Here is a 12,432-nt window from a genome sequence, read left to right as displayed (position 1 = left end):
ATTTTTTATGTCTTTATCTTCTCTTTTTCAAATGAAAGAGCGTGGCTCATCTATTCGTCAAGAGGTTATCGCAGGTTTAACGACTTTTCTTGCGATGGTTTATTCGGTTATTGTTGTACCAAGTATGTTGAGTCAAGCAGGCTTTCCAGCAGACTCTGTTTTTGTGGCGACCTGTTTGGTGACTGGATTAGGTTCCGTTATTATTGGAGTGTGGGCTAATATGCCAATGGCAATTGGCTGTGCAATTTCTTTAACTGCGTTTACGGCGTTTAGCTTAGTGTTAGGGCAAGGGGTTTCTATACCCGTTGCATTAGGGGCTATTTTCTTAATGGGGGTGGTGTTTACCCTTATTTCAGTGACAGGTGTTCGTGCTTGGATTTTGCGTAATCTTCCAATTAGTATTGCACACGGAGCAGGTATTGGCATTGGATTATTTTTATTACTTATCGCTGCTAACGGAGTGGGATTAGTTGTGGGGAATCAAGCGGGTCTTCCTGTAAAAATGGGAGATTTTAGTTCGTTTCCTGTGGTGATGTCATTGCTTGGTTTAGTGGCAATTATTGGTTTAGAGCGTTTACAGGTTAAGGGAAGCATCCTTTGGGTAATTATTGCGATTACTGTGATTGGCTTGCTCTTTGATTCAAATGTCACATTTAGTGGTGAAATTTTTAAACTTCCAACCTTTGGTGAAAACTCGCAACTGTTTAATTTAGATATTATGGGAGCGTTAGATACTAAAATTTTACCTGTGGTTTTTGCCTTAGTAATGACAGCTATTTTTGATGCAACAGGAACTATTCGAGCCGTTGCAGGGCAAGCGGAATTATTAGACAGAGAGAACCAAATTATCAATGGCGGAAAAGCCCTAACTTCTGATTCTTTTAGTAGTATTTTGGCAGGTTTATTTGGAACAGCCCCAGCAGCGGTTTATATTGAATCTGCGGCAGGTACTGCGGTAGGCGGTAAAACAGGTTTAACGGCAGTGGTTGTCGGTATTGGATTTTTAGTGGTTCTCTTTTTCCAACCTTTAGCTTTCTTAGTGCCGAATTATGCAACTGCACCAGCGTTGATGTATGTCGGTTTATTAATGTTGGGTAATGTCTCAAAGTTAGATTTTGATGATTTTATTGGGGCAATGTCTGGTTTAGTTTGTGCGGTGTTTATTGTCTTAACTGCGAATATTGTAACAGGTATTATGTTAGGTTTTGCCACCTTAGTTTTAGGTCGTCTTGTGGCAGGGGAATATAAAAAACTGAATATTGGCACGGTGATTATTGCAGTAATTTTAGTGGCATTTTACGCCTTTGGTTGGGCAATTTAGTTTTATTTTTAAAACGTTAATCAGTTATTTTTATATTTTATGTAAGGGCGGAATTAGTAAACAGAGTTTGCGTATATCCGCCCTTTTCTCGATGTCTCCGTTCTCGGTTATTGAGCCTGTCGAAATATCGAAATATAAGAGAATGTTTACAGAACGAATTCAGTGCATAGACACCTAATGCTTCGATACTTCGACAAGCTCAGTAACCGAAGCTCAGCAAGCGGTGTCTTTCGATGGTTCGACAATATTCCTCGTTTCGATGTCCCTGTTCTCGGTTATTGAGCTTGTCGAAATATAAGAGAACGCTCACTGAACAAGATTGGTGCCAAAACACCTAACACTTCGACAGGCTCAGTGATCGGTGTTTGGTTGATTTTGTAGTCTAAATCTAGCTTACGAGAGGATATTCCATTGCTCGATGTCTCCGTTCTCGGTTATTGAGCCTGTCGAAATATAAGAGAACGCTCACTGAACAAGATTAGTGCCAAAACACCTAACACTTCGACGGGCTCAGTGATTGGTGTTTGGTTATTTTTGTAGTTTCAAGCTAGCTTGCGGAAGGATATTCCATTCGCTTTGCTTATTAAATCTTCCTATACGGAATAATTATTATTAATCAATATGTTATGTAAAATAATTTTAAAATCAATAGCTAAAAGTATGTAGTTATCCTGACTGCTTATTTTTATTTGTAAATTTGTGTTAAAATCATACCGCTTATTTTTCTCTTTTTTATTAAGGATAACATTTGGAACAGGTGACTTTACTATTAGAACCACAGGATAATGTTCGTTTACAGTCTTTATGTGGGGCGTTTGATGATCATTTAGATTTAATTGAAGACAGTTTTAATGTGATTATTAGTCGTAATGGCTTTGAATTTGTGATTGAACCTGATGACGAAGATCCAGTGGCAGACTTTGTACTACAAAATACTGCAAAATTATTGCAAAAACTCTATAACGAAACTGCACCTATTAGAGGTAAAGTAAAACTGTTAGATCTGGAAGATGTGCATTTGATGATTCAAGAAAGCCGAATGTTACTTCAAAAAGATACCAGTAAAAATAGTGATAAAGAGAGCAGTATTGGTAATATTGCAATAAAAACCAAACGAGGGGTAATTCGTCCACGAGGTCAGCATCAACAGCGCTATTTACATAATATTTTAACTCACGATATCAGTTTTGGAATTGGCCCTGCGGGAACGGGGAAAACTTTTTTAGCGGTGGCGGCAGCGGTGGAATCTTTAGAACGTCAAGAAGTGCGCCGTATTCTTTTAACTCGTCCTGCGGTGGAAGCAGGGGAAAAGTTAGGCTTTCTTCCAGGTGATTTAGGGCAAAAAATTGAGCCTTATTTACGCCCTCTTTATGACGCTTTGTTTGAAATGTTAGGTTTTGAAAAAGCCCAAAAGTTGATGGAACGTAATGTGATTGAAATCGCACCTCTGGCTTATATGCGAGGACGTACGTTAAATGATGCTTTTATTATTCTTGATGAAAGCCAAAATACCACTATTGAACAAATGAAAATGTTATTAACTCGTATCGGTTTTAACTCAAAAGCGGTGATTACTGGTGATGTAACACAAGTCGATTTACCTCGTTCGCAAAAATCAGGCTTAAAACACGCTCAAGAAGTATTAAGTAAAGTCCCTGATTTAAGTTTTAATTTCTTTGATAGTCACGATGTGGTTCGTCACCCAGTAGTGGCAAAAGTCGTACGTGCTTATGAAGAGTGGGAAGTTGAAGATGAACAGCGTAAGGCAGATTATCGAGCGGAAAAACAACGAGAAAAATTGGCTATTGAGCAAGAGAAGTTAATGGCAGAACAAGAGAAATTAATAAAAGCGGTGTAGTTGGTTAAAAGCGAAATATAGTTATTATGGCAGAGGTATTAGCAACACCTATAAAAAAAATTATTCATATTGATATGGATTGTTTTTATGCGTCTGTTGAAATGCGAGAAAATCCATCATTGGTTGGTAAGCCTGTTGCCGTAGGGGGAAGCCCTGATAAGCGAGGAGTCTTAGCAACTTGTAATTATGAAGCGAGAAAGTTTGGTTTACACAGTGCAATGTCAAGCCAACAGGCTCTTAAAAAATGCCCTAATTTAGTTTTAATTTCTGGAAATATGGAATTATATAAATCTGTTTCACAACAAATTCGAGAAATTTTTCAACGTTATACCTCCATTATTGAACCCCTTTCCCTCGATGAAGCCTTTCTTGATGTGACGGATTGTGATCAATATTTTAATTCTGCGACTTGGATTGCAGAAGCAATTCGTAACAGTATTTGGGAAGAGTTGCATTTAACCGCTTCAGCTGGTGTGGCGCCCTTAAAATTTTTAGCCAAAATTGCTTCAGATATCAATAAACCCAATGGACAATTTGTGATTCCGCCTGAAGAGGTTACCGACTTTATTCATCAATTAGATTTGAAAAAAATACCAGGGGTAGGGAAAGTAACCTATCAGAAGTTATTAGATTTAGGTTTTAAAACCTGTGCAGATATTAAGCGGTCAGATCAACAAACAATTTTGCAAAATTTTGGTAAGTTTGGGCATCGTTTGTGGGATTTTAGTCACGCTATTGATAATCGAAAAATTGAAGTAAATCGTATTCGTAAGTCAATTGGCGTTGAGAATACGCTTATTACTGATATTGATGATTTGGCTGATGCTCACATTATTTTAGATGGATTATTTAGAAAACTATTGTTTAGAATTGAACGTAATTTTGGAAATAAACCTTTAACGGATTTTAAAAAATTAGGGATAAAATTAAAATTTGATGATTTCACTCAAACCACTTTAGAGAAAACTACAGAGGGTGCCACAAAAGAGTATTTTGTTGAATTATTACATCAAATTTGGAAAAGGCGAGGGGAACACAAGATTCGCCTTATTGGTATTAATGTTCAGGTTCCTGAACAAAAAGCGACTAAACAGCTAGATTTATGGGATTAAAAGAGGAGAAGAGCAATGCCAGTAATAAATGTCACAATGACCAGTGAAGAGGGCGGTGCAACGCAACAGCAGAAAGAGGCCTTAGCTAAAGGGTTAACGGATGTGTTTGCCAAAGTGTTTAATGGCAGAGGGGCTGACAGTTGTGTGGTGATTATTAATGAAGTTGCAACGGATAATTATGCGATAGGTGGGAAAACTGTTACTCATATTAGAGAGAATCATAAAAGTTAAATGTTATTTGTGATTATGGATAAAAAACTGGGTTAAAAGCTGAATTAATCAGGTTTTAACCCACTTTCTTATTAATGATATTAAAACTCTAAGCCGATTTCTGCTTGAAATGAGGTTTTAGAGAAATTGTCTTTACGTCCAATATCACGACTCACGGCAACATTCGCATACCAATTATGATTGGCTGGTTTAAAGCGTAGCCCTGCCATCATATTTACCCAGCTGGTATCAAGAGGAATGATCGTTTTAAATGTACTACCGTTTAAAGTTGAATTAAGAGTTGTTATGTCACTGTTCCATTCTTTTATCCAACGTGCTGTTAGATAAGGTTGCCAATTTGTAGCTTGATAACGTAAATCAAAACCAAGCCCTGTTTTTAAACTGTGATCAACATTTGGTGTAAATTGCATTTGAGTAATCCCTTGATTACGTTCACCTAGTGCTTTAATTTGTGTTTTTATGCTGTGGATGTCTGCAATTAGGGAGAGTTTAGTTTCTTTAATTTTCCATTCATAGCCGCCGAAGACTGAAAGACCTACACTGTTTGCATTGGTACTGGCAGATTGCTTATGCACAGACTCTCCGATATAAGCAGTACGTTGAGTATTTAATTTTGTGAGATTAAGTTGTAGACTAGAACCCAGATACCAACGATCAGCATCATAGCGAAGAGCAGTACTAAATACACGATTTCGAGTGTTAATATTTACTAAACCACTTTTTTGATTTTGCTTTTGAGTATGTGCCAAAACGGTTAATTGCCAGTTTGGATTAAACTGTATTTTTGCTCCTAAATGTAAGCTATCACCACCTTTTTGATTTTGATAGGCAATTACAGGGCTTACGGTGTTTTCGGTTTGTCTATGTTGGCGATTAAGATTACTCTGAGTACGAGTAAAGTCAAAGGCTAACTCATTTTGTTGTTGTAGTATTGGGGTTAAAACAGCCATATCTTTAGGCGTTTGTAACACATTTAGAATATAGTCCGCCATTGTTTTATGAGCCTTTGGACCAGGGTGAAAACTATCTGCAAAGAGACGATTTTTTGCCACTTTTTGCTCTGCAGGAGAGCAAGGCTGAGGATCTTTGGCAGTGCTTCCTTTACAGGCAACTGCAACGGTATTATCAATACCGTATCGAGTAGGTTGAGTTAACATTTCATTTACTAAAGCATCTGCATCAACTCGTACGATATTTCCACCTACTTGATTGAGTGCTGCTGTGACTTGTTGATTGAGTATGGTAGTAGCTAACTTGGCAGAAGAGGTTGTCTTTTTGTATATATCTGTTAATTCTTTTTCTATGCCTTCAGCATCATAACCATATCTTGATAGTGCTGCTCGAGTAAACCAATAACGAGAGTTATAAAATTTAGTTGCTGTTTCTTTAAAAACTTGTTGACGATATTCTTCAAACTCTTCGATATTTTGAGTTGGTTTTTGGGATAATGTATCAACAGTTTCATTAAAAATATCAATAAAATCTTGAGCTGATATCAATCCCCAAGATGCTGTAGATATTTGTTTACCTGCAGCCATTCCAAATTGATTAAAAAACTCAGGGGAATAGGTAATATTAGGCACGGTAGGTATGATAATGGTGTTTACGCCAGCCTGTTTTAGTTTACCCCATTGTTCTGCCATTGTTTGTGACATTGCTTTAATATTTTGAAGTAGGTAAGCTTTTTTTTCTTCATCGGTATTTTTTGTTGCTGCAGTGGCTAAAACTGTTGCCATATCGTTACCACCCGCCCAAAGTATATGCAGCGCCTCTTTTTTTACAGGATTTTGTAAATAATCATTAATCTGATTTTTTATGGCTAAATTAGGTTGTATGGCAATGGCTTGTGGATCTTGATTTTGAGCCATAATTACCCCTCCGCTATAGGCATAATTAGTGCCACCTTGTGTTGATGGGCTTAATTCACCGCCAAGTGTTTGTGTAAGATGTTCATCATAAAGGGAGTGGTAGTCTGTACCATTTTTTAAGTATGAGGCTTTACGGTACCAATTATCTTGTCCTGTATCACTTAAACTATCCCCGAATACAACCAGATTTTGAGCCATAGAGAATGAACTAGATAAGCATAAAAGTGCTAGTATTGATTTTTTTATTTGCATAGGAATCTCCTACAAGTTATTAAAAAGTGGGGGTATGCTATATGACTTAGGTGTAATAATCCCTTTTTTTCTGTATTTTTATGATGTGGTCGGATTTCTTTAAATGTTATAGAATAGAGTGATTTGTTAATTTTTTATGAATTTATTGAAATAATAAAATGCACCCCCATATTAGGGGTTAGATTACTTTATTGTTTATTTTTAATTAAGTTGGAGTGTTATTTATGATGAGAATGTTTTTATTCCTTGCGACCAATATTGGTGTAATGATCGTTTTAGGAATTATTTTAAGTTTAACAGGTATTGAGCGCAGTAGCTTATCTGGTTTATTACTGATGGCGGCATTATTTGGTTTTTCAGGCTCTTTGATCTCCTTATTTTTATCTAAAAAAATGGCATTACGTTCAGTGGGTGCGGAAATCATTACAACACCTCGTAATAATGCAGAGCAGTGGTTGATGGAAACAGTACAACGTCAAACCCAACAGGCTGGTATTCCTATGGCAGATGTCGCAATTTATCATTCTTCTGATGTGAATGCATTTGCAACAGGTGCAACTAAAAGTAACTCTCTTGTTGCAGTGAGTACAGGTTTATTGAATACAATGACTCAAGATGAAGCAGAGGCTGTTATTGCTCACGAGGTCTCGCATATTGCGAATGGTGATATGGTGACAATGACGTTATTACAGGGTGTTTTGAATACTTTTGTTATTTTTATTTCCAGAATTATTGCGAGTGCAATTTCTCGAGGAGAAAATGGTCAAAGCCGTTCAGGAATGTATTTTTTGGTTTCAATGGTGTTAGAGTTTGCGTTAGGTATTTTGGCCAGTATGATTGCAATGTGGTTTTCTCGTTACCGTGAATTCCGAGCAGATGCAGGTTCAGCGAGTTTAGTCGGTAAAGAAAAAATGATCGCAGCATTACAACGTTTACAATCTATTAATGAACCACAGGAAATGCAAGGATCATTATCAGCCTTTATGATCAATATGAAAAGTAAGGCAATTTTTAGTAGCCATCCTCCATTGGAAAAACGTATTGAGGCATTGAGAAGTTTGTAATATCTAGCGGTGTTTTATGGAGTGTTTTCGTTCTCGGCTACAGAGCTCAGTGATCGGTGTTTGATTGGTTTTGTGATTTTAATCTAGCTTACGAGAGGATATTCCACTCGCTTTGCTCATTAAATCCTCCCCTACAAAACCATTTATAAATCAAAAAGTTAAAAAGATCGACCGTAGGGGAGGATTAGCAAACTTGTTTGCGTATATCCTCCCGCTGCTCGATATAAAAATCTCCACAAAGCATCATAAGACATAATCATAGCGGTCACATTTCAATAGAAATTTACAAATTAGATCAATAATCATACTATGTCTCCGTTCTTGACTGACCTCCGTGATCGATATTCCCGCTTCGGCTCCCTGAGCCTGTCAAAGGGTCGAGAAGCGTTCACCGAACAACTCCGAGCACAAACACCTAACACTTCGACAGGCTCAGTGATCGGTGTTTGGCTAGTTCCGTGATCGATATCCCTCGCTTCGATGTCCCATTTCGATATTTCCCCGCTTTGGTTCCCTGAGCTAGGTTATTGAGCTTGTCGAAATATCGAAGGGTCGAGAAGCGTTCACTGAACAACTTCCGAGCTCAAACACCTAACACTTCGACAAGCTCAGTGATTGGTGTTTGGTTCGTTTTGTGGTTCAAAGAAACATAGCGGGTAGATTGTAGTAAAAATTTGCAAATTGATCTCTAGTGACTTTTTGCAAACTTTTTAATTGACTCATCGATTTGAGATATTGTTAAATGACCTGCAATCACTTTTTGGATATTGAGATTTTGATCTACAAACACGCTAGACGGATAACCTCTGACTTTTGCCTCTTTGACTATTTTCGCATTTTCATCTAACAAAACGGTGATGTTTTGGTAGTTTAAGCCTTTGTACCATTTGATAAATTTAGCAGTTTCTTTTTCACCACGATAATCTGGTGAAACAATAGTGATCACTTCATAATCCTTATTAGGATCGGCACTTAACTGATCAATTTCGTCTAGCCCTGCTAAGCAAATGGAACACCAAGATGCCCACATTTTTATATATACGCTTTTACCCTTATATTGTTCAAGAGTTACTTGATTGCCATTAAGATCCTTAAGGGGGGTATTTGCTAAATTCGTTTCAGCATATAAATTAAAGGATAAAACCAATAATAATAGAGAAAAATATTTTTTCATTTTTTAAACCTTAATTTATTACATAAAAATACAAGGAGATAAATATGGAATTAAACCTGCTAAAAACACTCTTGATCACTAATTGTTGTTCAATCATTTTATTTGCCTTGTACTAGATTAATTAAATAACCATAACCTTGTTTTTCCATTTGATTTAAAGGAATAAATTTAATTGAAGCACTGTTAATACAATAACGTAAGCCCCCTTTATCCTTAGGACCATCATCAAAAACGTGTCCTAGATGAGCTTGACCACTGCGGCTTAATACTTCAGTTCTTACCATATTAAAGCTTTTATCATCATCATAATTGACAACTTCTTTATTAATTGGTTTTGTAAAACTCGGCCAGCCACAACCTGAATCATATTTATCAGCTGAAGAAAATAAGGGTTCACCAGTTGTTACATCAACATAAATACCTGCTTCAAAATTATCCCAATATTCATTACTAAATGAATGTTCGGTATTTTTCTTTTGAGTCACACTGTATTGTAGTGGTGTTAATTTTTCTTTGAGTTCCGCATCACTTGGTTTTGGATAATCCGTAGGATCAATAATAACATTATCTGCTTTGTTCAAATCAATATGGCAATACCCATTTGGATTTTTCATTAAATAATCCTGATGATACTCTTCTGCTAAAATGTAGTGTTTTAGCGGTTCGATCTCAACTTGGATCTTCTCTTCATATTTTTGTTGTTGCTGCTTGATAGCATTTAGAATTATCTCCTTATCTTTATGATCTAAGAAATAGATCCCTGTACGATATTGTCGACCACGATCTTCTCCTTGTTTATTGATACTGGTTGGATCTATGACTCTAAAATAGTACTGTAGTAACTTGTCTAGTGAGATTTTGTTTGCATCATAAGTGACTTGTACGGTCTCTGCATGATCTGTTTGAGAAAGTATCTGATAGTTTGTGTCTTCTGTTTTGCCATTGGCATAGCCTGATGTTGCATTTTTAACACCATATATTTTTTCCATATAGGCTTCAATACCCCAAAAACAGCCACCAGCTAAGTAGATCTCTTTAATTTCTTCTTGAGTTTGAGTATTTGTGTTTTCTGTCATATTTGTACTCCTTATAAGATTAACATCCTTAGCAATAGTTGGATTTGCAAAAATTGCTACAGTAAAAAATAGAGCTAATTTTAAAATTTTCATTTATTTTCCTTTTTCCAATGAAGGTTATATTGTTTTTTATAAATGATTAAATTGTGTTTTGATATGCTATTTATAACATAAGATACTCGTTTAAAACATAATTTTAAGTGAAAATTACTTTTCTCTATAAGATGAGTCGAGGAATTGGTGGAATCTTAACCATTTTTTAAAAATAAAATGGTTGTAGAAAATACGATAAGCGAGGTTGTTTCAGATCAGTATGTAAGCGACATTCGAGAGCAAATATTAAAGTTTGTGCAATTATAGTGAAAAGATAAAAAAAGAGCAGATTAAAATCTGCTCTTATGTATTATAGGTATAGATTAAAGATAGCGTTTACTTACTACTTTTAAGTCTTTATCTAAAGTATAAACTAAAGGCTGACCAGTAGGGATTTCTAAGTCCATAATATCTTCATCAGAGATGCCTTCAATATGTTTTGCTAAAGCACGTAACGAATTACCGTGAGCAGCAACTAATACACGTTTGCCTGAGATAATTGCTGGTGCAATTTGATCTTCCCAGAATGGTAGAACACGCTCTAATGTCACTTTTAAGTTTTCACCATCAGGAATAACATCACTTGGAAGATGGTTATAGCGACGGTCATTATGTGCTGAATTTGGATCATTACGGTCTTGTAATGGTGGTAAAGTATCATAAGAACGACGCCAGATGTGTACTTGCTCTTCACCGTATTTTTCAGCAGTTTCTTTTTTGTTTAAACCTTGAAGCTCACCATAGTGACGTTCATTTAAACGCCAAGATTTTACTTGTGGTACAAATAATTGATCAGATTCTTCTAAAACATAATTACAAGTTTTAATTGCACGTTTTAAAACAGAGGTGAAAGCAATATCAAACTCAAAACCTGCCGCTTTTAATTTACGACCTGCTTCTTTTGCTTCTTCAATTCCTTTTTCTGCTAAATTCACATCGTGCCAACCAGTAAAAAGGTTTAATTGGTTCCATTCACTTAGACCGTGACGAATAAATACTAATTCCATTGAGGACTCCTATATTGTTTATATTTAAATTAAAAACTTCGCTATTTTACAACAAAAATACCTATTTTTTAAAATATAAAGTGAGAATTATGAGAGAAAAGCTGATTTTTCTCAAATAACAGATTAAAATAGTCTCTTTTTTGAGAAGATTAAGGTTTTTTTGTGAAGTTTTCCTTTTTATGTAGAGTATTAATGCTTTCTCTTTGTTTTTGTGTAGTGACTGTTCAGCCAGTGATGGGGAATGAATTGTCTCAAATTAAACAAAAAATTAGAAAACAGCAAGATAAAATATATCAACAACGTAAGCAACGTAATGCTTTACAGGCAAAGTTAAAAAAGCAAGAGCTTAAAATGAATGTTGTGATTAAACAATTACAAAAAACACAAGATGCATTAGAGCAGATACGTCATAGTATTAAAAAAACCGAAAAACAAATTGTTCAGCTTCAAAAACAAGAAAAAGCACAAAAAGAACTTCTTAGAGAGCAATTAGATTCTGCTTATCGATCTGGTATTCATCCCTCAGTGATTGAAAAATTGCTCTCAAAAAATGCCAAAGAGGCAGATAGAATGTCGAAATATTATCAACATATGAATCAAGCTCGGATTGATTTGATTCAAGATATTCGAAAAACACAAAATAAATTAACACAACAGCAAGAGCTTCTAGAAGCACAACAGAAAACGAAATTAACGCAATTATCAGCACAACAAGTGCAAGAAAAGGAGTTACAACAAGTTACTTCACAGAGAGCAAAAACCATTTCATCAATTAATAAAATGATTGAAAAGGATAAAACTCAATTAGTACGTTTAAAACGAAATGCAAAAGCATTACAGGATAAAATTGCGAAAGCAAGACGTGATGCAAGAAATCAGGAAAATCAAGAACTTGCTAAGTTAGAGGCAAAGAAAGAACAACAAGGGAAGGGAAAACTGACTCAAGCTGAAATTCAACAAGTTCGAGCAGGTAATGGTTTAGGTTCTGCAAGGAAACAATATGCTAAGCCAGTGCGTGGTAGAATCATACAATATTTTAATCCAGAACAAAGTTGGAAAGGTGTTGTGATCAGCGCTGCTACGGGTAAGAATGTCAAGGCTATTGCTGCTGGAAGGGTTATTTTATCCGATTGGTTACAAGGGTATGGTAATGTAGTTTTTATTGATCACGGTAAAGATTTTACTTCTATTTATGGTTATAATAGTACGGTTTTGGTTCAAAAAGGAGACAGAGTAAAAGCTGGTGAAGTGATTGCAAAAGTAGGGAGCTCTGGAGGACAGAATCAATCAGGTCTATATTTTGGTATTACTTATAAAGGACTCGCAAAGAATCCGTTACGTTGGGTAAAATAGTTTTGGATAAAATGAATAATAAC

General features: G+C 35.8%; 10 protein-coding genes. 6 read left to right on the top strand and 4 right to left on the bottom strand.

Annotated features, from left to right (window positions below; genetic code table 11):
• Positions 1-7: 7 nt before the first annotated feature.
• The 4 genes from A6B44_RS06490 (at position 8) to A6B44_RS06475 (ending at position 4,522) form a co-directional block, all read left to right on the top strand.
• A complete protein-coding gene (locus tag A6B44_RS06490; protein WP_090919326.1) occupies positions 8-1,321 on the top strand; it encodes an NCS2 family permease in 1,314 nt (437 codons plus the stop codon).
• A gap of 748 nt (positions 1,322-2,069) precedes the next feature.
• Positions 2,070-3,179 carry a PhoH family protein gene (locus A6B44_RS06485; RefSeq protein WP_090919329.1) on the top strand — a complete coding sequence of 370 codons (1,110 nt, stop codon included), beginning with the start codon at positions 2,070-2,072 and terminating at the stop codon, positions 3,177-3,179.
• A 26-nt stretch (positions 3,180-3,205) separates the two neighbouring features.
• Positions 3,206-4,291 (top strand): DNA polymerase IV, encoded by a 1,086-nt coding sequence (dinB, locus tag A6B44_RS06480; protein WP_090919332.1) that lies wholly within the window; start codon positions 3,206-3,208, stop codon positions 4,289-4,291.
• Positions 4,292-4,306: 15 nt separating this feature from the next.
• On the top strand, positions 4,307-4,522 hold the full coding sequence (locus A6B44_RS06475; protein WP_090919335.1) for a tautomerase family protein: 216 nt from the start codon (positions 4,307-4,309) through the stop codon (positions 4,520-4,522).
• 80 nt (positions 4,523-4,602) lie between these two features.
• Here A6B44_RS06475 and A6B44_RS06470 read toward each other — a convergent pair whose 3' ends face one another.
• Complete coding sequence (locus tag A6B44_RS06470) at positions 4,603-6,642, bottom strand: autotransporter domain-containing protein (protein WP_090919338.1); 2,040 nt, start codon at positions 6,640-6,642, stop codon at positions 4,603-4,605.
• Between the two features lie 224 nt (positions 6,643-6,866).
• On the opposite strand from A6B44_RS06470, the gene htpX reads away from it, so the two are divergent.
• Positions 6,867-7,706 (top strand): protease HtpX, encoded by an 840-nt coding sequence (htpX, locus tag A6B44_RS06465; RefSeq protein ID WP_090919342.1) that lies wholly within the window; start codon positions 6,867-6,869, stop codon positions 7,704-7,706.
• Between the two features lie 688 nt (positions 7,707-8,394).
• Here htpX and A6B44_RS06460 read toward each other — a convergent pair.
• The 3 genes from A6B44_RS06460 to A6B44_RS06450 form a co-directional block, all read right to left on the bottom strand.
• Positions 8,395-8,880 (bottom strand): redoxin family protein, encoded by a 486-nt coding sequence (locus A6B44_RS06460; protein WP_090919345.1) that lies wholly within the window; start codon positions 8,878-8,880, stop codon positions 8,395-8,397.
• 98 nt (positions 8,881-8,978) lie between these two features.
• Positions 8,979-10,049: a bifunctional peptide-methionine (S)-S-oxide reductase MsrA/peptide-methionine (R)-S-oxide reductase MsrB gene (gene msrAB / locus A6B44_RS06455; RefSeq protein ID WP_090919348.1), complete on the bottom strand. Its 1,071-nt coding sequence runs from the start codon at positions 10,047-10,049 to the stop codon at positions 8,979-8,981.
• A 323-nt stretch (positions 10,050-10,372) separates the two neighbouring features.
• Complete coding sequence (locus A6B44_RS06450) at positions 10,373-11,056, bottom strand: 2,3-diphosphoglycerate-dependent phosphoglycerate mutase (protein ID WP_090919351.1); 684 nt, start codon at positions 11,054-11,056, stop codon at positions 10,373-10,375.
• Between the two features lie 192 nt (positions 11,057-11,248).
• Here A6B44_RS06450 and envC point away from each other — a divergent pair, with 192 nt between their 5' ends.
• The gene (envC, locus tag A6B44_RS06445) at positions 11,249-12,409 is read left to right on the top strand and encodes a murein hydrolase activator EnvC (RefSeq protein WP_218061406.1); all 1,161 of its coding nucleotides are present in this window, start codon (positions 11,249-11,251) and stop codon (positions 12,407-12,409) included.
• The last annotated feature ends 23 nt before the right edge of the window (positions 12,410-12,432 follow it).

Source organism: Pasteurella skyensis (assembly GCF_013377295.1).
Classification (GTDB): Bacteria; Pseudomonadota; Gammaproteobacteria; order Enterobacterales; family Pasteurellaceae; genus Phocoenobacter; species Phocoenobacter skyensis.
The sequence above is the reverse complement of the archived record's forward strand: the minus strand, read 5'-3'. Positions and strand labels throughout refer to the sequence as shown.